21 protein-coding genes are annotated in these 24689 nt (G+C 35.3%); 7 read left to right on the top strand and 14 right to left on the bottom strand.

From position 1 onward, the window contains the following. Positions 1-20: 20 nt before the first annotated feature. The 3 genes from ACFQ3N_RS13145 to ACFQ3N_RS13135 all read right to left on the bottom strand — a co-directional run bounded on the left by ACFQ3N_RS13145 (position 21) and on the right by ACFQ3N_RS13135 (position 4239). Positions 21-1451, bottom strand: coding sequence for a M20 family metallopeptidase (locus tag ACFQ3N_RS13145; protein ID WP_390362992.1), 1431 nt, complete (start codon positions 1449-1451; stop codon positions 21-23). 172 nt (positions 1452-1623) lie between these two features. Beyond that, entirely contained in the window at positions 1624-2865 is a 1242-nt protein-coding gene (locus ACFQ3N_RS13140) for a M20 family metallo-hydrolase (RefSeq protein ID WP_390362991.1), read from the bottom strand. Positions 2866-2907: 42 nt separating this feature from the next. Then, positions 2908-4239, bottom strand: coding sequence for a hypothetical protein (locus ACFQ3N_RS13135; protein WP_390362990.1), 1332 nt, complete (start codon positions 4237-4239; stop codon positions 2908-2910). 813 nt (positions 4240-5052) lie between these two features. On the opposite strand from ACFQ3N_RS13135, the gene ACFQ3N_RS13130 reads away from it, so the two are divergent. From ACFQ3N_RS13130 to ACFQ3N_RS13120, 3 genes are all read left to right on the top strand, one after another. Next, positions 5053-6894, top strand: a complete 1842-nt coding sequence (locus ACFQ3N_RS13130) for a hypothetical protein (protein WP_390362989.1) — start codon at positions 5053-5055, stop codon at positions 6892-6894. Between the two features lie 93 nt (positions 6895-6987). Continuing rightward, positions 6988-8823, top strand: coding sequence for an AAA family ATPase (locus ACFQ3N_RS13125; protein WP_390362988.1), 1836 nt, complete (start codon positions 6988-6990; stop codon positions 8821-8823). A 1141-nt stretch (positions 8824-9964) separates the two neighbouring features. Further along, the gene (locus ACFQ3N_RS13120; RefSeq protein ID WP_390362987.1) at positions 9965-11074 is read left to right on the top strand and encodes a DUF5677 domain-containing protein; all 1110 of its coding nucleotides are present in this window, start codon (positions 9965-9967) and stop codon (positions 11072-11074) included. 443 nt (positions 11075-11517) lie between these two features. Here the strand turns inward: ACFQ3N_RS13120 and ACFQ3N_RS13115 are convergent, their stop codons facing one another. Continuing rightward, positions 11518-11691, bottom strand: a complete 174-nt coding sequence (locus ACFQ3N_RS13115) for a hypothetical protein (RefSeq protein ID WP_390362986.1) — start codon at positions 11689-11691, stop codon at positions 11518-11520. 115 nt (positions 11692-11806) lie between these two features. Between ACFQ3N_RS13115 and ACFQ3N_RS13110 the strand changes: the two genes are divergently transcribed. Beyond that, positions 11807-12175: an iron chaperone gene (locus ACFQ3N_RS13110; protein ID WP_390362985.1), complete on the top strand. Its 369-nt coding sequence runs from the start codon at positions 11807-11809 to the stop codon at positions 12173-12175. A gap of 318 nt (positions 12176-12493) precedes the next feature. On the opposite strand, the gene ACFQ3N_RS13105 is transcribed toward ACFQ3N_RS13110, so the two are convergent. Next, complete coding sequence (locus ACFQ3N_RS13105; protein ID WP_390362984.1) at positions 12494-12601, bottom strand: putative holin-like toxin; 108 nt, start codon at positions 12599-12601, stop codon at positions 12494-12496. A gap of 271 nt (positions 12602-12872) precedes the next feature. Between ACFQ3N_RS13105 and ACFQ3N_RS13100 the strand changes: the two genes are divergently transcribed. After that, positions 12873-13097, top strand: a complete 225-nt coding sequence (locus ACFQ3N_RS13100; RefSeq protein WP_390362983.1) for a hypothetical protein — start codon at positions 12873-12875, stop codon at positions 13095-13097. Between the two features lie 304 nt (positions 13098-13401). On the opposite strand, the gene ACFQ3N_RS13095 is transcribed toward ACFQ3N_RS13100, so the two are convergent. Continuing rightward, on the bottom strand, positions 13402-14118 hold the full coding sequence (locus ACFQ3N_RS13095; RefSeq protein ID WP_390362982.1) for a DUF2161 domain-containing phosphodiesterase: 717 nt from the start codon (positions 14116-14118) through the stop codon (positions 13402-13404). Between the two features lie 253 nt (positions 14119-14371). Between ACFQ3N_RS13095 and rlmD the strand changes: the two genes are divergently transcribed. Then, the gene (gene rlmD, locus ACFQ3N_RS13090) at positions 14372-15859 is read left to right on the top strand and encodes a 23S rRNA (uracil(1939)-C(5))-methyltransferase RlmD (protein WP_390362981.1); all 1488 of its coding nucleotides are present in this window, start codon (positions 14372-14374) and stop codon (positions 15857-15859) included. A gap of 289 nt (positions 15860-16148) precedes the next feature. Here rlmD and ACFQ3N_RS13085 read toward each other — a convergent pair whose 3' ends face one another. From ACFQ3N_RS13085 to ACFQ3N_RS13065, 5 genes are all read right to left on the bottom strand, one after another. Next, positions 16149-17039 carry a fructose bisphosphate aldolase gene (locus ACFQ3N_RS13085; protein WP_390362980.1) on the bottom strand — a complete coding sequence of 297 codons (891 nt, stop codon included), beginning with the start codon at positions 17037-17039 and terminating at the stop codon, positions 16149-16151. A 183-nt stretch (positions 17040-17222) separates the two neighbouring features. Further along, complete coding sequence (locus ACFQ3N_RS13080) at positions 17223-17375, bottom strand: hypothetical protein (protein WP_390362979.1); 153 nt, start codon at positions 17373-17375, stop codon at positions 17223-17225. Between the two features lie 71 nt (positions 17376-17446). Further along, complete coding sequence (locus tag ACFQ3N_RS13075; protein ID WP_390362978.1) at positions 17447-18103, bottom strand: hypothetical protein; 657 nt, start codon at positions 18101-18103, stop codon at positions 17447-17449. A 97-nt stretch (positions 18104-18200) separates the two neighbouring features. Continuing rightward, positions 18201-18992 carry a class I SAM-dependent methyltransferase gene (locus ACFQ3N_RS13070; RefSeq protein WP_390362977.1) on the bottom strand — a complete coding sequence of 264 codons (792 nt, stop codon included), beginning with the start codon at positions 18990-18992 and terminating at the stop codon, positions 18201-18203. 353 nt (positions 18993-19345) lie between these two features. Continuing rightward, positions 19346-19744, bottom strand: a complete 399-nt coding sequence (locus ACFQ3N_RS13065; protein WP_390362976.1) for a hypothetical protein — start codon at positions 19742-19744, stop codon at positions 19346-19348. Positions 19745-20623: 879 nt separating this feature from the next. On the opposite strand from ACFQ3N_RS13065, the gene tnpB reads away from it, so the two are divergent. Continuing rightward, the gene (gene tnpB, locus ACFQ3N_RS13060; protein WP_390362975.1) at positions 20624-21799 is read left to right on the top strand and encodes an IS200/IS605 family element RNA-guided endonuclease TnpB; all 1176 of its coding nucleotides are present in this window, start codon (positions 20624-20626) and stop codon (positions 21797-21799) included. A gap of 221 nt (positions 21800-22020) precedes the next feature. Here the strand turns inward: tnpB and ACFQ3N_RS13055 are convergent, their stop codons facing one another. The 3 genes from ACFQ3N_RS13055 to ACFQ3N_RS13045 all read right to left on the bottom strand — a co-directional run bounded on the left by ACFQ3N_RS13055 (position 22021) and on the right by ACFQ3N_RS13045 (position 24521). Further along, positions 22021-22500, bottom strand: a complete 480-nt coding sequence (locus ACFQ3N_RS13055; protein ID WP_390362974.1) for a hypothetical protein — start codon at positions 22498-22500, stop codon at positions 22021-22023. A gap of 361 nt (positions 22501-22861) precedes the next feature. Beyond that, entirely contained in the window at positions 22862-23404 is a 543-nt protein-coding gene (locus ACFQ3N_RS13050) for an NADPH-dependent FMN reductase (protein WP_390362973.1), read from the bottom strand. Positions 23405-23552: 148 nt separating this feature from the next. Next, positions 23553-24521, bottom strand: coding sequence for a sugar phosphate isomerase/epimerase family protein (locus tag ACFQ3N_RS13045; RefSeq protein WP_390362972.1), 969 nt, complete (start codon positions 24519-24521; stop codon positions 23553-23555). Positions 24522-24689: the final 168 nt, after the last annotated feature.

Here is a 24689-nt window from a genome sequence, read left to right as displayed (position 1 = left end):
TTTCGTAAAATTTTTAAGATTTAATCATTCAGTTTTGACGGGGTAACATCGTTTGGAATTGGGCAAGTATAGTTATTTTTTTGTCTAAATTTGTTAAACTCTTCCTTTACTTTATTTAAATCCTCCTCAGAGGTATACAAATCTAACCCTGTTTTTGCCATACTACCTGCTGCCCGAAGCATACCTTTATGTGCATAGCTACTTAACCCTTGTGCTGTCATTTGCCATGTGTGCAATGCTGTTCCAAGTGCTGAGGTTGACGCGGTTAACTGTGCGGTCGGTACAACCCAACTTACATCCGCAACATCAGTAGATCCTTTAAGTGTTTCTTGTGATTCGTAATAGGTTGAAATGGAATCGGACAGGTATTTCCCTTGGAATTCACTTCCATCTCCAAAGTATCCAAACCCTTTCATAGAATCTAAATAACCTTTTTGTTCTCCTTCTGTAAATGTTGACCATAATTCTTTCGCAAATTTGATTTGACTTTCTGAGGGGGGCTCTACGCCGACCTCTTGTAAATTTTTATATAGAATTTTTTCTAAATGACGATTCGGAATATAGTTAGAGCAAGCTTTGTCAAATTTAATAGTTACTTCGGTTTCTGTCATTAAGGCAGCGCCTTCCGCGATCTTTTTCACTCTTTGGAAAATATCATCCACCTGATCGACTCTCGGAGCACGAAGTAAATAGAGTACTTCCGCATTTGCTTGAACCACATTCGGTGAAATACCACCCGTATTCGTTACCGCGTAATGCATTCTAGCATCATCAATAACATGTTCTCTTAAGTAGTTAACACCAACATTCATGAGCTCAATAGCATCTAATGCACTTCGTCCCAAGTGTGGTGTATTGGCTGCGTGTGAAGAAGTTCCTTTAAACTGAAAATAAACTTGATAGTTTGCTAGACTAGATAAACTCATAATGGCATTCGCTGGCGATGGATGCCATGATAACGCGGCATCAACATTGTCAAAAACGCCTTCCCTAACCATGAATGTCTTCCCAGATCCACCCTCTTCGCCAGGGCATCCAAAGAATTTAACTGTACCTGGTAAATTATTTTCCTCAAGGTATTTTTTAATAGCACATGCCGCAGCAAATGCCCCAGTACCTAGTAAATTATGACCACACCCGTGACCATTACCATTCTTTTCTAGTGGTTGATAACTGGTTTCATTTGGCTTTTGACTCAAACCTGATAGCGCGTCAAATTCACCTAAAAACCCGATTACCGGCTTACCTGACCCGTAAGTAGCTGTAAAAGCGGTTTTAATGTTAGCAACATTACGATCTACAGTAAATCCCTGTTTTTCACATTCGGATGCAAGGAACTCGTAAGACTTGTATTCTTCAAATCTAGTTTCCGGATGATTATAAATAAATTCACTTACTTGCTTAAAATAATCTTTGTTTTCCTTCAAATAGTTTTCAATAAACTTGTTCATTTTTATTCCTCCATTAAATACTAGAAATCTTTAGAAAGCTTGGCTTATCGCCAAGCTTTCATGGCGAGGGCCTTAGTTGCACTTATTATGATTTCTAATAAAGTATACTTTCCTATCAGCGTTAAAATATCGTAATTAAAACCAATTACTATTCTTTTAACCAACTATTTTTTCACGCTTCTAGTTGAAGATATTTTTCTAAAACGATGGTTCCGTTTATCAAATTATCAATTGTTGCATACTCATCCGGCTGATGACTAATACCATCTTTACATGGGATGAAAATTAACCCAACAGGCCATTTACGAGCCATATTCATTACATCATGTCCTGCTCCACTATCCATCACTCTCGTTTTAACCCCTAGCTCGTTACAAATGTTAATTAACTTGTCGTTTAAAGCATTATCAAGAAGGACCGACTGATTATCCACTAAAGTCGTTATACTGATCGATACATTATGTTTCCTCTCTATCTCTAAACAGTATTTTTTAATTCGATTTGCAAACGCTCGCTTTAATTCGTCATCTACACTCCGGATATCAATTCCTAGCTCTACTTCTCCGGGGATAATACTCATTGCATTTGGCATTAGCTTAAATGTGCTAACGGTTGCTACAAGTTGAGATGTTTCCGTGTCATTAACTTTTAACGCTTCGTCATTAATGTAACTTACTAGTGGAGCTGCTGCTACGAATGCATCTGATCGTTGATTCATTGGTGTTGTGCCTGTATGGTTTGCCACACCAGAAACTTTTACCAGTAATCGGATTGGACAAGCAATTCCTTTTACAATACCAATAGCTGTATTATTTTCTTGCAGTTGCTTACCCTGCTCGATATGCAACTCAAGAAACTGATCTAATTCACTTTTCTGGAGTTCTGCTTGATCGATTTGCTCCCATTTTAGCCCCATATCTTCTACAGCTTTCTTTATTGTAATGCCCTCGTTATCGGTAATATCAGCTAATTTCTGCTTTTCTAATGTCCCAACTATCGCCTTACTTCCAATGGTTGATATGCCAAAACGCGCAGATTCTTCCGAAATAAAGCAGATAACTGCTATGTTCTTTTTAGGCTTAAAATGTTTTTCTTTTAACAATTTTATCGACGCCAATGCACATAATACCCCAACCACACCATCATAACCACCACCATTATGAACTGTATCAAGATGCGAACCCATTGCAATGGTAGGTGCTTTTGTGTCAACCGTCCATACAGCCCATTGATTTCCTGCCTTATCCTGGTAGGTTGTTAACCCCAATTCACGGGCTATGTTGATAAAATGACGGTGAGCAGCGAATTCTTCGTTTGTATACCCTAACCGTGTGAAACCTTCTGGAGTATTCATTGACTCTGTAAGATTTAGTTCACATAATTTCTCTTTGATCCATAAACCTAATTGATTCAATCCGAAAACACCTCTTTTCAGTTTTTTTATTAATCGATATTATCACTTCTCTACTACCCGCAAAAATGAGAGACTATCAACAAATTGGTATACATTTTTCGGTCTTCCTCTTTGTTTTAAATGAACGGTTCCGCATTTCTCGATCACTTTAGCATTTTCTAACTCGGCTAAAATTCTTCTCCCATTTCTTTCTGTACTTTGTAACCATCGCGAAACATCCTGCGAGGTGAACTCTTTTTTACTATAATTATGCGAATAGGTAATGATCCTCCTAACATCCCGATAACTTACCACCCCTTCACCAAACTTGGTCATTAATTCTTGGTCGATGGCTTTGTTATTTAAAAAAGGGCCTTCTTGATTCTGAAATTTCTTAGTAATCGAATATTGATCATCAATGACGAGTATGGAAGCTTTGTCGTCTATGCTAAATTGACTCAACCCAAATCTAACATTCTGTTCGGCATGAGAGACAGTCTCTCCATATCCAATAGCAACACCAATTGTTAAATTATCCCTAACTTTAAAATCATTCATTAGTTTAAATAAATCATTCTCAGCATTATTCCCAAATTCTCCTTTAGTCGTAAATATAAAATATAGTCCATCACCTACATCAACAAACGAACCATTCATATTTTCAGTTAAATATAACAAGTGTTTTTTTATATCTACTTCATGATGCCTCCATTTGAACAATTCATAAGGTTCATTTCTATCAAAATCATTGATTATCTTGCAACCTATAACGGCCATTTGAAGATTTTCGTAATGATTTGCTTGTGCTCTTTCTCCTAAGAGCTGAATCGTTGATTTAACCGCCAAAAAAGAAGGGGTAAGTCTGTACACTAAGACTCCATCTTTTTTTAATTTCTCGTAAGTAGATTTTATGGAAGTAATAGCTAATTGTGTTTTATTCGATTTATATAACGATTTGTGAAATTTCTCTAATTTTGACATCTGATTATATCCTTCATACGGTGCATTATAATATTGCAACGAATTCAAGTTATAAAACGATAGAATCTTAGAGACTTCATCATTCGTAATGGTATCGATACTTATTTTATCAAAAATATTGCGCTCATTTAATTGTGCTTCCATTAATACTCCGAAAAAGCTTGACCCGTGTAAGGGCGGGAAATTCCCCTCATTTTCCTTTATTAGTTTCTTGTCTACAGCAAATGAATAATTCATGATTCCTGAGAATAACCATTGATCCACAATTAAATCATTGTTCGTAACGATGTCTGTAATTTCGCTTACTTCTTGATAAGTAAATGGAATAAGTTCAATATCCTTAAATTCCTTAGACACCTGTAAAATCCGAGTCATTGATTCTTCTGGACCTATCACACCTATTTTTATAAGCACTTTTATTCACCTCTCAAACGGTAGAAGAAAATATCCCACTTGTTAATTAGCGTTAATTTAATAATTAAGTTTAAGCACCTCTCCCTTGCATATTTTTCAACTGTTCAGAAGTTCCAAACCGAATATATTTAAAGCTAAATGTTAAGAAGTTCATGTACTAAATTGTTTCTATCGTTTATTTAAGGAATATGTCCTTTATTTTTCCTTAAATTTATACTACTAAAAATCTTCTGTCGTGTCTATAAGTCTTAGGATATTTATGCGAATAATTTCTCTATTTCGTCTAATGAAAGGAGTAAGGAAGGAAATTGAAAAGAAAAGGTTTTTACTATTTAATAATTTTTTTATTTACGTTTTCCCCTGTTGTCATAGACACGATTTTTAACAGCATTGACAGGGATATCCAAAAGCACGCTGATTAGGGCAAAAAAAATTACAGATGGTTAAACAACAAAAGTAGCATACGTCGTTTCGTATGCTACTTTTGTTGTTTAACATTCTTTCTTCAACTAAGGGCGCGATTGTGGAGTAACTCTTGTATTACGTAGTAGACTTATACTGCGCAATAAACGCCGTTAGTTTGAGAACCCCCTTAGGATGGGTTTCATTAAATTAACGTCGAGTCTAATGAGGCTCATCTTCATTTTAGGGAGGTGGGCTTTTTTGCGTTTGTATAAAAGTCAATAAGAATAAGAATGTGGTAAAATAAGGTAGGAATAATTAGTTGTCACTACTAACTTAAATCGGCAACTTATTTAATAAAGAGAACGTTAGGATAAGAAAATTAAGTGGCTGAGAGGAGGTATTTATACTATGAATTATACTTCTGAATCTAAGTTTAGAGTAGTATTTAATAAGGGGTTGGTAACAACTTTATATCATGATTTGTGCAATCAATTAAGTCAAACAGATTTTGAGCAACGTTTTTACCATGTTCATGCTCAAAGGCTGATGGAATTACAGGAAACGTTAAAGAATACTTTAGAGATTAAAAATGTTTTTGATTTTTCAGTTCTAGATACTAATGTAGTTAGTGAAATACTAGAAACATTATTCTACTTTGCAGCAAGTACATACAAGACTTTTTCTATGAATGGCTACAAAAAGGACGAGTTATACAAAGAGTTGGAAGAGTATGAAGAGCAGATTGCGAGGTTTGAGCTTTTTGGGAGTAGAGTTGAGGCCAAGAACTCTTTTTCAGAGGGCTTTGTTAAGGAACAAATAAAGCAGTTAATTAATGCAGTATATACAGACCTTTTTTTTACAAACAGCAAAGTCATTTCAAATAAACTAAGTAGTGAGGATAAGATCGAACGATACACTGAGTTTTATTATAATCAAATTAGGGATAAGATAATGTTCGAACAAATGGGGCTACCTGCAAATTTTGATGAAAAACATTTTAAGGACTATCTTGAACAACAAGTAAGAAGCGATTATGAATCTTTTTGTAAAATAGACTCTATTAAAACGTTAGTGGAATATTTAAATCAGTTGAATGAGCGCTATACATTAGAAACGGGCAAGGGTACTTCTGCCTTGCATCATAATCAGGATTCTGAACAAATAATTGTTAATTTATATTTGTATTTATCACGTGAAACAAATGGATTGAATGTTTCCGATGCATTACGAGAATATTTTGTGGTCAATGATACTGAGTTTAATCAAATTTTTTCAATGTTCCTTTCAAGTTTTACAAAAAAGGATTATAAGATAGAGTGGTTTGTTCCATGTTTTCCTGGATTTCATGATAAAGAATTGTGGTCAGAAGTCAATGGACTTAAGATACTTAAAAATAGTGAAGTTGAAAATTATTTTTACGATAATGAGCATTTAGTTGCTGATATTAAAAAGAATCACCCACAACAACTTTGGGTTAAATTTTTAAAGCTTAACTCGCCCCGTGATATTCAATTTGCATACTTTCAGTTAGAACAGCAATGGAATAGTTATCTGGATATTATTCACTTTGCAGATCAATATAGAGTCCCAAATAAATTCACTGAATATGAGGGACTATACGATGTGGAAGATATGACTTCAGGTACTATTCATTATGGCAAAAATGGTTTTGAAGCGACTTTCCAACCTCCTCTTAATGAACGTGCTGTGGAAATTAAAAAGGAAACCTACAAGAATTTAGTATACAATTTAGAAACCATACCAGATGATCATAACTTAAAAAAGCGATTGATACTATCTTTGAGATATTATAGGGACCACCTTGAAGCTTCATTTTATGGTGATAAGTTATTAAAGCTTTGGCACTGCTTAGAAGTTTTGTCTCAGCAAGATAATGTGGATACGATTAAGGAGATGCTTGCCATTTTCCCAGCAATACGCACAACTAGACTATTTCCAAACGAAAGAATAATGAAAATGAATGCCGATGAACGGTCAGCTTTCTTTAGAAACCAAAAACAATACTTCGATGCGATTATTAAAAATATGGGAATGATTCGAAATGAGTATGTTGCACATGTTAATCGTGGAGAAACAATTCAAGAAAGGCGTTTCGAGCGCCATGTTGAGCAGCTAAGGCAAATTGTGATTGGCATACAGTATTTAACAATTACTCTAATTAAGCAAGATCCAGAGTATGATAAGATGAAAAAAATTCAAAAAAAGTTAGAGGAAGATTTTTTATCATAGTCAATTTAAAAATATGACACCAGATAAAAATTTTAGCTATGTAAGAAGTTGGCAAACAGTAAAAAAAATTTATAGAGCATTGGAGTGGTCTTAGTGAAGGTAACAAGTTTTAATATTAATAACTATAAGTCAATAGGATCGAAAGATAATTTCTTATCTGTAGACCCAAAAGTTACTGCCCTAATCGGAAAGAATGAGTCCGGTAAGAGTAATATTTTAGAGGCTATAGGCAAATTATCATTTAATAGACCACTAAGTCCTAATTACCTTAGTAATAAAAATAGAGGAGCTTCTGGAGAAGTTTCTATCATAGTTCATTTGGAATACTATCAAAGTGAATTGAATCAATTTGAAGTAAGTCAAGCAAATACATCATTAAGTTTCATAGACAATACAACGATTAAGATTGAAGGTGGATTGTCTGAATTAGTGAAAGATGATGAATTGTTAATGGAAGCTATTAATGATGTTCTGGAATTGAATATTAGAAGTGTTTGGGGAAATGAATCTAAACGTATTAAATCAGTGCAAGATTATATGAATGGTTTGAAGGTCATAACTTCACATGTTTATATAAATCATAGTGCTAAATTAGGTCATTTAAAGAGTTGGATAACCAATGCTTATAAAAGCAAGGAAGACTTGATTGATAAAATTGAGATTATTGATAATTGTCTTGCAAAACATTATTCTCTTTTACCTAGTATGTATTACCGTGAACAATACCCGCAATTAGAAGCAAGTTATAAATATGATGATATAAAGGATATTTTTAAGGATACAAACCATATCTTTTATAGATTCCTTATAGCAGCAGGTATTACTGAACATGAAATAGTGGATGCATTCGAAGACCCTATAGATGGTAATAGGAAGACTGTTCGAAATAGGATTGTAAGAAAAATTAAGAATAATATTGAAGCGGAGTTTAATGAATTTTATAATCAAGAGAAAATTGAATTTCAAATAGAATTTGAGAGTCGTGTCTTTAAAATATATATATTAACTGATGATAAGGCAATGAACCTAAGCGAAAGAAGTAATGGATTGCGTTGGTACATAAGCATATTTGTTGATGTTCTTTCTCGTGAGCATAAAAATTCATCTTTAGTTTATTTGCTAGATGAACCAGGCGTATATTTACATGTTAATGCTCAAAAGCAACTCCTAGAATTATTTTCCAGACTAGCAGAAAGGGAAAATCAGGTAATATATACTACACATTCTCCATACATGATAGACAGTAAAGACATAACTAATGTTAGGGCTATTGAAAAAGTCGAGGAAGGTGATACAAAAATATTTAAGAGTGCTTATAATCAGAATTTATCAAATGACTCAAAAATGGAAACTCTATCTCCTTTGGTGCAAGCTATTGGAGCGGATTTAAAGTTTAATATAGGACCATCTAGTAAAAATAATCTCATTACCGAGGGGATTACAGATTATATGTATATGAATGCTATGATAAATTATTTGGGGATTGATAGCGCCCCAAATATCATTCCATCAGCAGGTGTTAGTAATATCAATAGAATTGTTTCAATTTTATTTGGCTGGGGATGTGAATTTAAGATTTTATTAGACTATGATAAAGCTGGTTACAAAGAATACGATGTTTTAGTCAATAAACTGGATGAGACTCTAGAAGATAAAATTTTATTCGTATGTTGTAACGAAGAAGTAGTTAAGGAGAAAATGGTGAGCAACCCACAGACAATTGAGTCGTTAATTTCTGAAGATGACTCTAAACAATTGAGTACCCCATACGATGGTTCTAGTTCGTCGAAGAAGTTAGCCGCAAAAGAATTTCACGATAAAGTAGTAAACAAGGAAATTGAACTTATGGACGAGACGGTGTACAATTTTAAAACATTGTTTGAAGCATTAAATATTCAAGATTATAATCTAACGACCGTTAGAAATTAATACATCTCCACTACATCAAAAATTGCATATAGAATTTTGACATTATAAGTAAGCTTGCCTATAATTATCATATACTTGAATAAGTATGCCGCAGTTGCGGGTTCGAATCCCGTACTCCTCGCCAAATCATTGAACATTGCCCTTAGTAGCAGTTATTGGATTATTGGTGTATTTATCGCTAATACCCTTTCAATTGCTATGGCGACTACATGGGAGTCGCTCTCTAAAGATGATAAGGAGATGATAGCGATGACAATGTTAACAATCTTTACCCTGCTAATAACCTTCGCGGCTTCCGAGGAGTTAGTTTAATTGGCAAAACGGTTGATATAGGAACCGAGGTTATTAGCAAACCATCATAAAATAGTGGAATCTCATTGCGTTATTATAAAAGAAAAGTTTCATAATTAGGCTCATCTCTATAATATGGAGATGAGCTATTTTTGAATAGCTCTGAAGAATAAAACTTAAGCCCTTGATTTACTTATTCATTCATTTATTCGATAGTTAAAGAAAAAGTCATCTCTAAGAGGGAGTGAATTGCTTTTTAGAATAGAAAACACAAATTGTTCTGCTGCACAGTACAACGATACTATGCAATAAAAGATAATAGTCCGCAATCAGGCGACATTGTGGAAAGCCAAAAGCCTAATTTCTCGGTCAAAATAAGAGGATTAGGCTTTATTATTTGATATCTCTAAAGTTTCTTCTGGTAAAATACTTTGACTGCAAGCAGTAAATCTCGTGGCAACTAGTGGTACAAAACACGGCAAAGGGGATACATTCTGGTGGCTGTAATCAGTCAGGCACCCAATCCTCCATTTATCCTGAACAGAACTACCATTACTTCGGATATCAGCTGTGTTAAAGAGGATAGTATTTCAATTATTTGGAGGGATTTAACATTTACTGTCGAAATAGAACAATGAGAGGTACAGGTATGAAATTAGTTATTTTTTTGTTGTTCAAATAGATCTATCGAAGGCCAAAGAGCTAGAAAAGGTGTTTTAATTACTAGAAAATTGAGTGTCAGGCACCTCATATGTATATAGCAATCACAATAGTGTATATTTGAAAGTAATTATCATGTATGTGATATTTTGTGTATTTTAATCATATTAAAGTTAAGAGAGGTAAAAATATGAGTATAAATATTTTAAATAAAATGTTTAACAGTGTACTAGAAGAGTCATTAAAAGAGAAGCTTGAAAAAGGTGAAGTTATTGACGATAAAAAATTAGAAGAAATTATAGAGGGAATATACTCCGATGAATCTCTAGAGAAGTATACAGAACCCATTTTTTCATCTCTTAACAATATAAAATCAACAATGATTGAGGATAATAGATTACTTGAGTTAGAATTTGAGTCAAGATTACAGAGACGATGGATGGAAGCATTTCACAATCTTTATGCAATAATCCAAATTGCTGAAGAAACAGGAATGGATATCATTGACGACTATTTAGAAAAGAACAACCATAATAGTAAACAGGTTATAAAAATTCCAATTTCATTTGATGTATTAATTAAGCTTTTTGCCAAATCAGTAGTTAATGGTAAAGAGATATATTTACTTCTTAAATCCGGATACGCAGATGGTGCTATATCAAGATGGAGAAGTATTCATGAGACAAGTGTATTTTTTAGAATTCTTACATCAAAATATTCAGATGAAAGGTTCACAGAAGAACTAATACAAAGATTTTATGATTACTCAATTATAGAAAACTATAAAGAATACATTAAAATAAATAGAGATAAATGCTCGGAAGAATATTATTCTATAAAGAAAGAATACCAAAAAGTACTAAATACATATGGTGAAAATTTTAGAAAACCGTATTCTTGGGTTAAACCTTTACTTCCAAATAAACATAAAATATTCTTTGGGGATTTAGAAAGGTTAGCTGAATTAGATACACTTAATATATATTATCAGCAGTCTAATTATCAAATACATACTAGTCCTACTGGGCTTTATAACAGCTTAGGTTTTATAAAAGATCACCCAGGGGGAAAGATTGGTGCAATATTTGGACCTAGCAATTATGGATTATCAATCCCCGGACAATTAACAGCAATTTCACTTATGCAAATCACCTCTTCATTACTTCTATTAGAACCGAACTTAGATAAGCTAGTCAGGATAAAAATTTTACAAAAGTTTGTTAACAAGGTTCAAAAAGACTTTGATAGAATTCAAAATGAAATAGAAGACGAGGAATATGACATTTTTAAAAATAGTTAATTATTAGTTACCCTAAATAATGATTATCTTGGTCACTTGTAACTGCATTGACATGCTCCTATGAATTATTGTATTAAAGTATAAAGGTAAATACTTCAATATCAATCTCCTGCAATCAAGCACTTATTTTGAGCAAGAACAAAACAAAGTCATTTGCTGCACAGTACAACCATACTATTCAATAAAAAATAATTACAACAATCTAGGCGCCATTCTTGAATTAGAAGGAACTTCCTGAATCGAATTATTTTCTAAAATTAACAAGAAGGAATCGGTCCAACATAAATTTATTGCAATGGAATACAATTTTTTAGTATTTTGAGCAATAGAGAAGTCGTATTCGTATGGTCACGTAAAGAGTAAGAAATAACTACCCTAAAACGATTGCTCAGGCTCAGGATGGTTATTTTTTTGGTAGATAGGAAAGTATAAGACTTTCTTATCTACATAAGTGCAACTAAGGCTTTCACCATTAATGCTTGGTGATAAGCCAAGTTTTCTAAAAAACGATTAACATTCCGAACGAGATTAAATGCTATACTTGTAGTATTAATTTGATTGATTTTCAATAAAAGCAGTCCTCTAGCAACCTGGCCAGTTTGTGGATTAACGAACATTTAGTAGTAGAATTATTTTTAAAAACATAATGGAATACTCTTAGTTAGACGTTTAATATAGAATAGATTTAAGAAATTCTCTGAGTGACATTATTTTCATTTTGGAGGGGACAACATGGAAGTTTTTGAAAAATATTTAGCAGGTATCGATAACCCCGATCACCGCAAACGGACAGAGGAAATTTTGGTGTGGGTTACTAATAAATTTCCTGATTTGGAGACGCAAATCAAGTGGAATACTCCAATGTTTTCTGAGCATGGCACATATATCATCGGATTTTCTACAGCGAAGCATCATATGAGCGTTTCACCCGAAGAAGCAGGTATTGCGCAGTTTGCCGATGACATTGCACAAGCTGGCTACAGTGCTACCAAAGGATTGTTTCGAATTCCGTGGAATGAGCAGGTGAATTACGAATTGCTTGAGAAAATGATTGAATTTAATATTCAAGATAAAGCAAAATATACGAATTTTTGGCGATAATATCTGCTTGATTCCTTATAAATTCATGAATCGAATACTTATTAATGTGAATAGATAGAGATTACTTGTTTCCAATTTTATAAATATGGTGTTCTTTTGAAGGCGAATGTAGAAACATCAGATCGAACACCTTCTTCCAGTAGCAAACCCAGCTCAAAATATATTGACAGTATAAATATAAATACTTATACTTATAATTAGAATAAGTATCAAGTAGCGTCAACTACCTGATACCTACAACTACAGTCCGCATAAAGAGCGGCTGACCAATATGTTGATTTTGCAAAGAAGTAACTGCCATCATTGATCTGGGGGCGGTTACTTCTTTTTCTCTAGAAAGACGACAATAGTTACAATCAGTGTCAGTATCGCTATTAGAGAAATACTAAACTCCGCTACTAGACTTAATGCTTCGAATGTCGTCATTCTACCACCTCCCTTCATAAAGGAAGATGGCCAACCGCCCACTATACTATGTAGTTGATATATGAATTTTACCACATTACTTTTCAGATTAACAGTAAAAACAGAACAAATGTTCGTAATTATGCTGTTTCAATTGCCTCCAGTAATCTGTGCTTGGGAACATGGAGGCTAAGCTTCATTAAGTATGAAACTAACGCAAGCTTTTTAAACTGAAACCTAATGAACCACCAACACGTACCTTATGTAACAGCACAAACCAAGGAGGATTATAGTGGGGGAGTCCATTTATTTTACGGATAACTTTTTTTCAAAGGGAACAACGGATATTTTTAATAGTGAGCGGGAGAAGGTAGGGTCACTTGATTTAAAAAGTGCCTTTTCTTCACGTGTTGATATTCTGGATGTGGTGGGCAAAGTTGTAATGAAGGGTTCTTCTCCCTTTTTATCAAGAAAGTGGATCGTTAAGGATCATCATGAGCAGGAGATTGGTAAGTAAAAGCAACGTTTCGCCTTTTTTTCCAAGAAGTTTGTCTATCACTCTTATCGTCAGGGGGAGTATGAGATTAAATCAGAGGCATTCTCCAAGGAATATGACATACTTGATCAAGATGGAAACCTGATTGCTGCATTTAAAAAGGTTAGTAGTTTCTTTCAATCACCAGCATATGAATTGAGCAATAACTAATTTGTGCTATCAAAGGAAGGATTAATAGCAGTTGTTATGGGAATCAATTTGATTGTCAAACGTAATAATTCAGGAGCCGGTGGTGGAGCAGCAGGTTCTTAGATAAGGGAAAACTTTATTCTTTTCTGTAATGAGCCAGAAGATCAGGATAATCGCTCATTTCTTGCTTGCCTTTTTCACTCAGAACATAGACACCTCTTCTAATTCTATCAAACCATCCGTAATAGTTTTTCGTTAAAATCGATGACGTTTTTTCACCGGTTCCCATCTCGATTAATAGTTTAGGAGATAGTTCGCCAGCTTGTTCAAGGTAACATGCAATTTGAATACAATTTTCTCTATATGCAGTCATGATTTGTGTTCTGTTTGTTCCACCAATATTGAAATCAGCGCTTCGGCCATCGATTTCTTTGAGCACTTCCTGTCGTTTACGCTTGTTTGAATCTGTGTTCTTCCTAGGTTTATATGGAGTTGGATGAAAGATGATTTCTGACTTCTTTGGCTTTCCTGAAAATGAAACGAGAATCAACCCTAATTCTAACTTTTTAACTAACCGACATATATCCTTCCAACGCTTTGATCTTGGTTTGTACATGGGCTTTTTGGGTACGGCAATGTAGACAAGTTCCGATATTTGTAGCCTCTTTGTTGCTTGTATGAGTAGGTCCACACTTAAGTTGCGTTTCAATTCAATGATGATTAGTTCATCATCTTTAATGGCTGCCATGTCACAATCTTTCACTTCGCCGTAGACTTCATAACCTTCTTGTATAAAATGCTTCTGAATTGGTTCATATAAATCCGCCTCTTGAAGCTTTGTTTTTTCCTTCATAAGTAAACACCGTCCTAGGTAATGACAAAAATTAATAGCTATGTATATTATAATGGAAATGGATGAAAAAATTTATTATGGTAATTTTTTGGATCTCAAGAACTGTAGTTAGTATACTTTGATAAACTAGGGAAAAATGGTAAGCTTACATATTGTTAGTCGAAATGAAGATATATTTTGTAAATCTGGTTAACCTTATAATACGTAGCTTATAATGGACTGTCAAAGTAGAAGGAAAGTAAGGTAGGGTTTTATGACTAAGCCAAAGAATAAAGGAAACAAAACAACTGGAAAGAAACAAAATAGATTCGATAATCAGAAGGGTAAACAACACCGACAACAGGGAAGCCCTAAGAATGTTAAGTCTAAAGGCAAGCCAAATACAAATGGTAAGCAACAACGTGGCAAAAAAAGTGTAACCGAAAACGTAACCTGTACAGGCTTGACCCCTGAAGGTAAAGGTATTGTCGAGTGGGAAGGTAAAGAGCTTGAGGTAGAGAATCTGTTACCTGGTGAAACAGCTGAGGTGCTCATTTCCCGAAAGGGGCGTTTTACTAACACGGAGCTGAAGCATGTGATGACACCTTCAGAAGACCGTGTGAATTCACCATCCTGGTATTATTACGAACGTGGGGGATGTCAGATTCATCACATGAGTAATGAGGCGCAAACTCGTTTTAAGCAGAAAACCATAGACAAATTAATGAAGACTTTTGGAAAACCAGAGCCTATCATAACCATGGACCATCCGTATGATTATCGAAATAAAAATACGATGACATTCGGCTTAAATAAAAAGAGGGAGATTATTTGTGGGCTATACGCCCCAAATACGCATCGGATTATACCAATGGATGGGTCCCTCATTCACGATCCGAAAGCTGACGAAATTATACAAACGATTAAGGGTATGATGAAGTCCTTTAAAATGCAACCGTACAATGAAGACACTGGACGAGGATTCTTACGGCATGTGCTAGTAAGGGTCGGCAAGAATAGCGGAGAAATTATGGTGGTGTTAGTAGCTGCATCACCTATGTTTAAGGGCAAGAACAATTTTGTGAAAGCACTAAGAAACTCTCATCCAGAAATCACGACAATTCTGCTGAACGTAAATAATAGGAGTGACAGCATGGTACTAGGTAATCAGGAGAAAGTACTGTTCGGCAAGGGGTCCATAACAGACACTCTCTGTGGAATGCGGTTCGAGATCTCAGCGAAATCTTTCTACCAGATTAATCCAATTCAGACAGAAAAACTGTATACCAAGGCTATTAAAATGGCAGAGCTAACTGGAGAGGAAACCGTAATTGATGCGTACTGCGGAATTGGTACAATCGGCCTGGTTGCTAGTGAACAAGCTGGAAAAGTCATTGGCGTGGAGCTCAATAAAGGTGCAGTCCGCGATGCCATTCGTAATTCAAAACGAAACGGCGTAAAAAATGCCCGATTCTATCAAGGTGACGCTGGGGAGTTCATGGTACAAATGGCAGCACGCGGTGAACATGCCGATGTCGTTATCTTGGATCCACCACGAAGCGGGAGCGATGAAGCATTCTTATCTAGCGTGGTTAAACTGCAGCCGAAGCGGGTTGTATATGTGTCTTGTAACCCGGAGACGCAGGCGCGTGATATGAAGTATTTGGTGAAGAACGGGTATAAGGTTAAAGAGATTCAACCAGTGGATATGTTTCCTCAGACGGCACATGTGGAGACGGTCGCGTTGCTAGAGCTAAAATAGCTTGGTTTCAATGGGTTTAGCGATTTTTAACTAAATATAGAAGTGTTTATTATGTTCCCTCGGACTAATGGTTCGGGGGATTTTTTGACCACCGGGTCTTGCTCGAATAAAAGGATAAATATCCACTTTTAAATATTTCTTTGGCTTATTGGGCCTAAACTCGAGTGTAATAATTCTGCAGTGGGAATTGGTGTAGTAGGGTCGTGAGGATTTTTAAATAAAGTGCCAGGCACCTTGGACTATTCAATATAGTCTAAGGTGCCTGGCACTTGGATTATAGTAACTGCTATTACTTTTTGACAGAGGCTTCATAGATGGATTCTACTGCTTCTTTTAAGGCAGCATTAAATTCTTGATCCGTTTGCTTAACATTTAAGTCATCGCTTAATGCTCTGGAGAAACTGGCGATTAAGCCGGCATTTTCCTTGAGCTTTTTGTTTGCTTCCACTCGTGGATAACCACCAGATAGTGCAACAACACGAACAACGCGTGGGTGTTGGATTAACTCTTGATACGTGTTTGCTACTGTCGGGATCGATAATTTTAACATTACATTATCTGTATCAGCTAAGTTATTAAGATGGCTAAGCAACTCGCCGTTTAAAATTTCTTCGGATTTTTCTTTATCGCTGCTGTTAATATCTACTTCTGGTTCGATAATAGGAACTAATCCAGCAGCTATAATTTGTTTTGCCACTTCAAATTGTTGATCCACGACAGCTTTAATACCTTCTGGATTAGCTTCTTTAATCACCGAACGCATCTTTGTGCCAAAAATATGGCGTTCATTTGCACGTTTAAGTAATTCGTCTAAACCTGGGTTAGGCTTCATTAGTTGAACCCCATTAGTTGGTTCTGCCAATCCTTTATCCACTTTTAAAAAAGGTACAATACCTTTTTTCTCAGCCAAGTAATCAGCAGTATACTTGCCTTCGATCTCACGGTCCATGGTTTGCTCAAACAATATGGCACCAAGAATATAATCAGAATCAAAAGCAGGTGACGTGATAATACGTGTACGCATTTCATGTACCATATCAAACATTTCATCTTCGTTTGAATAAGCATCTTCTAAGACACCATAATTCGCTAATGCTTTTGGAGTACTGCCACCACTTTGATCAAGGGCTGCAATAAAACCTTGTCCATTTTTAATCTTCTCAAATTGATTATCTTGCATGTTATCCACTCCTTAAGATTACTTTTGCCAGCCTTTTCTGTACATATTCAATTATACAGAAGTAAGTTGTAGAACGAAAATTTTATGTTGTTAGGGGGGAAGTCAAAATTGCTTGTTGCATAAAATAATAAACATCGCCACAAGACTGGTAACGGGTGCGAAATAGTGTCATATTTAAGCTAGTTATCGTTTTCTTTTTAAATAGCGAATTATTGCAAGGACAATTGCTGAAATAAGTAGTATCGTAGAAATTAGTAGACCGTTTGCAGTACCAATAGGTGTAAAAAAACCTAAAAGTAATATGATTAATCCAAAAATAATTAACCCTATAATCATTCCATTTCCCCCTATATTTCTATTCATCCTTGTAAACCCTTATTTAATTCTTTCACCCAGTAAAAAAATAGTTATCTATTTTTAATCGTAACCTCCGAAGTATCTAACCCTAACCGTTTCTTTAATTCCTCTGTGATGGAGAATGAAATGGTTGCATCTTTTTCCACATCAACAAATTTGTAATGCATCCCTGTAACAATAGTCCCATCCGTTCCATATGTCTCAGTTGGGTTCGTGTTAAAGTTTATATGCTCATCATAATTTCCATTGATTTTTCCTTGCATGAAAATGTCATTAGGCAAAACAACATAAGCTGGTTGCTTTTGTACCATAGAAATTTCAATGGTGTTTTTCTGAACTTCTATTATACCGTCTCTCGGAACAGGTGCCTCATTTACTACTAACTCATAATCCCACAATTCTTTTGCTAAATCTTTTAATTGAGCGTCACTGTAATCATTTAAAATGTCGTCAATGAATTGATTATAATATTCAGCTTCCTCTTTCATATAGTTGAAGTCCGTTTCAATCTGTTGTAATGTATTTTGGAGTTCCTCATTCTTCTCTTCTAATTGTTTAATTTGGGTATCTTTATCTTCAATAAGTTGTTTCGTAGCGGTGTCCTCATCCGTTTTGTCACTAGTATCAACTGAACCTTTCTCTGTACAGCCTGATACGAAGACAATAATACTTAATGTCGTTAATAATAAAATAACTATTTTCTGCAAGTTCTAAACCCCCCTTACTATTGATTTCTTGTTCCATTGAACTGCTGCCTTCATGAAAAAGGATGCCATGCAATAAGATATTTTTTAACACATCCAATTACGTTGCACATATTATGAAACTGTTTAATGACTGCTCCTTTTCATTTGAGGCATTCATGAGTTCATAATAGCTGGTAACCAGGGTTTGTATCATCGTGGGGACGTTGGCGAAGTCTTTGCGAATGCTATTGGTGTAACTCTTTTCCCACTGTGCATCCGGTAAATACGTGGCATCGACTATATCTTGTTTTACGTTTTGAAACCCTGCCTCCTCAAGCAACTCTAGAATTTGTTCTTCATGAAATAAGTTTTGTATATTTCCATCATTCCCCACAAATTTCGAGTGCAAGGCTAGAATGGAAGCTGCACAAAAATGGACACGCTGTGATAGGTACGTATAGTCTAGATCCCACTCAGCGAAACATATGCATGTTGTCATACTACGCAATTTCTTAACATAATGTAGTAAATCTTCAGGTCTTTTGAAATACCAGGAACTATGAGATAACACTGCCACATCGAATATTTCGTTTGATTCAAATGATGCAAAATCAGTTTCAAAATGGAATGTAATACGCTCTCCCAATCGAGAACGCTTGATTCTGTCTGTTGCTTGTCCTAATGTCAACGGAGCTCCATAATCCCGACTAGCAATATCAATGGCGAAAACTTTCCCATCAATTCCTACTGCGTCTGCTAATGCTGCGGTTGTATCACCCTGTCCACAGCCAATTTCTAGTACACGCATTCCTTTTTTAACTCCAAATGCTTCCATTAAATCCAAACGGTGTTGAAACTGAACTTGCTGTATTTCATCTGTTTCAAAGAGCTTATAATTAGATAAAAACATTGTTGTTTTGCTTTTAACTCCAATGTCATTGCCGGATCTCCAGACTAATTAGTGCCTTTTTCTGTTTCAAGATAAATTTAAGCACTTAAGCCAATATATAAATTGAATCAGGATTCGCTATCAAATTCCCAATTATTCCTCCAATAAATACTAATAAAGCTATATAACTAAGCCTCCATTGATAAAATCTTTTTTTTACTTTTCACACTCCCCAGTGGTGTTGACTTGCTTCAATTTTTAAAAGAGTTATCTCAAAATAAAATTCTATTCAAAAACATGGCCCTTTAATGGAAACTTTCACAACTCCGTTATTGCCCCCAATAGTTTAATAAGAAAAAACGCAGAAGAGCTTTCTAGTTCCTCAAACTGTCCAGTAGAAAAAAACCAAAAATTATCCCAGCTATATTTGGAACAGAGGGACCAATCATTACGACGACATCAAACAAGAATACTTTTGTCACTGGCATAAGTCCAATTAGAGGGAGTAAAGCAATGTAAAATGAAGGTAATCCTATACCTATTAACTTCCCCCAGTCAATTGACCATTTAGTTTTTTTATAATTCTCTACTAATATCGGCAATTTTATTAGTAATCCAATTACTATCGGATATAAGGAAGTATAGATATATAAAGGAATAGGGTTGTAGGTAGTAGCAACTTGATTATTTATAATAATTTGGTATTTCGCACCTGTATTCAAAATTATCATTATTACTATTGACCATAAAAAGTAATATAGAAAACGTTTCAAGCCATCATCTCCCCTCATTCAATCCTTGCCCCCGTTAATGAAAAACTTTTAGCTTTGAATAATATAGCAATCAACAAACCAATTATCACACTACTATTTATTTGATTTGCAATAATTGGAGCGATCTTCAAAGAAGTAAATCTTCCCTATGGTATATGTAATTATTATCCCTATTAAAACATATGCAATCCAATTATCCTCTCTCAAAAAATCACCTTTCACTATTTCATTCTGTATCGTAGAAAACTTCTTTCCTTGTTCCATTAAACTGCGGTGTTACTTTAAGTAAATCTATTCACAATCTTTGTGTTTATTTTAACATAAATCCCCATATCCCCTTATGTGAATTTACTAAATATTACACACTTGGTTGTGAATTAGCCTGTAAGTAATGAAAACATTTCAATCTATCATTTCTTCATTTTTTTGTTATAGGAATATTATAATAAAAAGGGCAGGGGAACTGATTCCATTGCTCAAGGTGGAGAAAATAGTGCGATCCCTAGAGAGGAAGAGGATGATGCGAAAAACTTGACTGAAATAAAATAAAATTGCAGATAGAAGGTGAATAAAATATTAACAGAGAAAAGGGCGAAACGTACGTAAATAAATCAGTTAATGGAAGAATTGTAGGATTTTCAAAATGTGAAGGGGACAAGAAGGATTTGAGGATAAGCTAATTTTATAAAATATTAAACTCAAAGGTTACAAATGTTTTACTGTTTTTTTATCATTCTATCGAAAGAAAACTCCCTCTTCAAGCGCGTAAAGGACTTCAGTCCAGCGGTAAGGGGGAGATGAATTTCGATTGGCGATAGCCAAAACTTTTCAATTATGATATAATCAGAACATACATTCGGTTAAGGTGAGGTGAAAATATTGCTGGTAAAAAAAGGTAATAAATTTCGTATCTACCCAACGAAAGAGCAAACATCACTAATCAACAAAACCATTGGGTGTTCTCGTTTCGTCTACAACTACTTTGTAGAAAAGCAAAAAGACAAGGATGCCTATTGGTCTATTGTTGCCGAAATGGTTCAGAATGGTCAACTTCCTAAAAATAATTGGAAAGGCGAATTTTTCAATACATACAAGTCGATCAAAGAAGTACGTGAGTTGAAGAAACACTATCCATTCTTGAAAGAAGTGGACAGTATAGCACTTCAAAAGTCCGTTGAACTTGTGAATGATGCCTACACACGATACTACAAAAAGCAAAATAATGCCCCACGATTTAAATCAAAAAAGAACCCCCTACAATCCTATACAACCAAACAAACCAATGGAAATATTGCTATTGTAGACAAATACATCAAACTACCTAAACTTGGATTAGTACGATTTGCGAAAAGTCGTGAAATACAAGGGAGAATCATCAACGCCACGATTAGACGCAATCCTTCAGGTAAATACTTTGTGTCTATACTGACGGAAACAGAAGTATGTGAGTTACCTAAAACAAATTTGGCGATTGGTGTAGATTTAGGATTAAAAGATTTTGCTATTCTTTCCAATGGTACAACTTACTCCAATCTGAAAACTTTCAGTACGTTAGAAGAAAAATTAACCAAGGCACAAAGAATCATGAGTAGACGAACTAGGGGTGGCTCAAACTGGCATAAATCAAAAAGAAAAGTAGCACGTATTCATGAAAAGATAGGTAATATAAGGAAGGATTACTTAGATAAGATTTCAACCGACATCGTCAAAAACCACGACATCATCGGAATGGAAGACTTGTCAGTATCCAACATGCTGAAGAATCACAATCTTGCCAAAGCAATTAGCGAAGTATCATGGTCACAATTCAAAACAATGATGGAATACAAAGCGAAATGGTACGGTAAGCAGGTCGTGACCGTGGCAAAAAACTTTCCTTCCAGTCAGCTATGTTCATGCTGTGGCTATAAAAACAAAGACGTTAAAAATCTCGGATTACGTGAATGGGATTGTCCAAAATGTCATACCCATCACGATCGTGATAGTAACGCAAGTTTGAACCTTAAACATGAAGCGATAAGACTTCTAACCGCAGGGACTGCGGGGATCGCCTAATTAATAACTGGTGAATACACTAGTGTTCTTAGGAATCTCCCGCTTCAAACAGTCCGTAAGGATGTTAAGTGGTGAGTAGTTCAAAGGGAAATAAACACAGAATACTTATCATCCTTCTACCTTTTTCCAAGGTAATCACCAGTATAAAATTTGACAAACCACCAAGGATACAAATTAGGTGGTTTGTCTTCCCCCCCCCCTGAAGATATCACGAATTATTATTATTTAACATTTTCTACATTGGGATTAAAAGAAGCAAATATACCATCAGGATTTCCTTGCCAAACCCAAGCATGTAAAGCAAATGAACCGGGAAAAGGTCCGTCTTCGAACTCTTGATTAAATAATGATGGACGTTCTTCACCGAGAGACATGTATTCAACGGCTACTAATTTATAATCACCGTTCTCTTTAGGTTCGTAAACTAGAACTTCTGGGGCTAGTGGGTCATTGCTGCCGTTTTTTAATAAATCATTATTTGTTAAATGAATACCCATATTGGGAACTAGATGGTAATCGGTTCCATACCCGTCTTTAAAGGCAGCTTCAATGTCATGATATTTAGCTGTAGCTTGCCGAACCTCTGAAAGTTGTTTCGTTACATCAGGTCCATGGGATTTCGCTCCAACGACATTAGTGAATACAAAAGTTAATACAAAGGCGATAGCTATGTTAATTAATAAAAACCTACTTATTTTCAAAAAAACACCTCCTCTTTAAAAGTATTACAATCTTAATAAAGTATATCAATATTCTTTATTCAGAACAATACAATGAAAAAGAAGTAATACTTAACTTGAAAACATGTAACACTTCTTGATATATAGTAGGTAAGGTTCAGTTTAGTTTAACAATAGAAATTATAAAGAAAAAATGGCTTGAAGAAATACTCCGATCCAATTTAATGTAAAGGAAATTATGTGCGATTATAGTGAGCTTTAGCTTGCGGTTCAATGTTTTGCACCTCACAATTGAACTCTTAACAAGACTAGGTAGTGTTTATGTTACCGTATTTATTTCTCGGTATACCATGTTCTCCATCAAAGTCTCCATTTCCAGTCATTATCTATTATTAATCCCCTGTTGTAGATAAATCATTTCTTCGGCAAGCTTTTGAATTCTATCAGCAACATTCCGGTCGATAATTTCTTCACTTTCCTCATTAAAGGAATCATTATGGATAAAGACATTGCCTGTTGGAACTAATCCTTTAAAATAAGAAAGAACGGGCTTCAATTGGTATTCTGGTACTAGAAAATGTTTGTCAGACCATCCTGTTGCTACCATTCCTGTTACTTTATATTTAAAGGCATTTTCCGGAAAATGGTCTAGCAGGTTTTTTAATGCTCCGGTAATCGATGCTTGATATATTGGTGTGCCAAATACCAGAAAATCGGCAGACAAGATTTTGTTAACAACATTCCAAGTATCCTCGTTATAGTCTGCTAATGGGGCACCAACAGCAAACTCAACCTCATACTCCCTAAGGTCAATTAACTCTGTCTGTAAGCTTGAGTCCAGGAGTTGAGCCGCGACCAACACATCGTTAACCGCTAGAGATGTTTTGTCACCAGCCAGTGCTCCCGATATCCCGATAAGTTTCATTATAACTACCTCACTTCATTCAGATTCGCCTAAGTAATGCACATTTTACAGTGATCCTAGCTTATCCTGAATGGTAGTGCAACTAATTTGTTTTTGATGAAAGCAAAATTGGGGATGCTTACATGTCGTTTCCTGTCACCAAAACTAATTACGTCCACCACATATCCCCGACCGATTCTTTTACCATTACTGGGTTCAATGTGCTAATCGCCTTTGTAAACCCTTCGTCAATTGACATGAGCCCATCCTCATGCTCAATACTAACGACATAATCATATCCATAGAGTCTAAGCGCACTAATCATATCCGCCCATACTTTAGCATCATGGCCAAATCCTACCGTGCGGAAATACCAGGCCCGATTTTGCATATCTGCATACGATGTCATATCCGTTACACCGTTTCGATTCACATTTGGTTGGTCTATAATGGTATCCTTCGCGTGGAAGTGGTGAATAGCATTTTCACGTCCTAATAGTTTAATCGATTCAACCGGATCAATGCCTTGCCACCACATGTGGCTAGGATCCAGGTTAGCGCCCAAAGCTTTCCCGCATGCATCTCTTAACCGCAGCATGGTTGCTGGTGTATGTACCGAAAATCCGCCATGAAGTTCAAGTCCAATTTTTATATCATGAGCTTCAGCAAATGCTGCTTTTTCCTTCCAGTAAGGAATGATCTTTTCTTCCCACTGCCATGTTAAAATTTCCTGAAAATCATTTGGCCATGCTGCGATAGGCCAGTTTGGATATTTTGCATTCTCATGGTCTCCTGGACAACCAGAAAATGTATTAACGACAGGAATTTCGAGCTTGCTAGCTAGTTTCACCGTTTTGGTGAATAAGGCATCAGCTTCTTCTGCGATTTTCCTTTGTGGGTGAAGGGGGTTGGCATGACAGCTTAAAGCGCTTACAATTAAGCCCCTGCTTGTGATTTTCTCCATAAATTCCTTCTGCTTTTCTTCATCTGCCAGTAATTCATCCACCTTGAGATGGGCGTCACCGGGGTAGCCTCCCGTACCCAATTCAACAGCCTCGATGCCCTTAGCTGCTACATGATCAAGCATTTCCTCTAGATTTTTATCGGAAAATAATACGGTAAAAACTCCTAATTTCATAAAAAAACCTCCTTCATGGAACTTTGTAATCCGTTACATCCATTATACATAATTTTAGTTAAATTCAATACAAAAATTCATTATTTTTAAAATTAACTGTTGTATGTGTAAAATAGTTCTCGGGGGAATTTGATATTAATTCCTAGCCAAAAAAGAAAAGGCACTCTA

Source organism: Virgibacillus byunsanensis (genome assembly GCF_042675965.1).
In the GTDB taxonomy this organism is placed as follows: Bacteria; Bacillota; Bacilli; order Bacillales; family Amphibacillaceae; genus Virgibacillus_R; species Virgibacillus_R byunsanensis.
The sequence above is the reverse complement of the archived record's forward strand: the minus strand, read 5'-3'. Positions and strand labels throughout refer to the sequence as shown.

What these genes read in the sequence shown, in the direction of transcription:
- ACFQ3N_RS13145 (WP_390362992.1), bottom strand. Translation starts at nt 1,451, where the DNA reads ATGAACAAGTTTATTGAAAACTATTTGAAGGAAAACAAAGATTATTTT.
- ACFQ3N_RS13130 (WP_390362989.1), top strand. Translation starts at nt 5,053, where the DNA reads ATGAATTATACTTCTGAATCTAAGTTTAGAGTAGTATTTAATAAGGGG.
- ACFQ3N_RS13120 (WP_390362987.1), top strand. Translation starts at nt 9,965, where the DNA reads ATGAGTATAAATATTTTAAATAAAATGTTTAACAGTGTACTAGAAGAG.
- ACFQ3N_RS13115 (WP_390362986.1), bottom strand. Translation starts at nt 11,691, where the DNA reads ATGTTCGTTAATCCACAAACTGGCCAGGTTGCTAGAGGACTGCTTTTA.
- ACFQ3N_RS13110 (WP_390362985.1), top strand. Translation starts at nt 11,807, where the DNA reads ATGGAAGTTTTTGAAAAATATTTAGCAGGTATCGATAACCCCGATCAC.
- ACFQ3N_RS13105 (WP_390362984.1), bottom strand. Translation starts at nt 12,601, where the DNA reads ATGACGACATTCGAAGCATTAAGTCTAGTAGCGGAGTTTAGTATTTCT.
- ACFQ3N_RS13095 (WP_390362982.1), bottom strand. Translation starts at nt 14,118, where the DNA reads ATGAAGGAAAAAACAAAGCTTCAAGAGGCGGATTTATATGAACCAATT.
- rlmD (WP_390362981.1), top strand. Translation starts at nt 14,372, where the DNA reads ATGACTAAGCCAAAGAATAAAGGAAACAAAACAACTGGAAAGAAACAA.
- ACFQ3N_RS13085 (WP_390362980.1), bottom strand. Translation starts at nt 17,039, where the DNA reads ATGCAAGATAATCAATTTGAGAAGATTAAAAATGGACAAGGTTTTATT.
- ACFQ3N_RS13080 (WP_390362979.1), bottom strand. Translation starts at nt 17,375, where the DNA reads ATGATTATAGGGTTAATTATTTTTGGATTAATCATATTACTTTTAGGT.
- ACFQ3N_RS13070 (WP_390362977.1), bottom strand. Translation starts at nt 18,992, where the DNA reads ATGTTTTTATCTAATTATAAGCTCTTTGAAACAGATGAAATACAGCAA.
- ACFQ3N_RS13050 (WP_390362973.1), bottom strand. Translation starts at nt 23,404, where the DNA reads ATGAAACTTATCGGGATATCGGGAGCACTGGCTGGTGACAAAACATCT.
- ACFQ3N_RS13045 (WP_390362972.1), bottom strand. Translation starts at nt 24,521, where the DNA reads ATGAAATTAGGAGTTTTTACCGTATTATTTTCCGATAAAAATCTAGAG.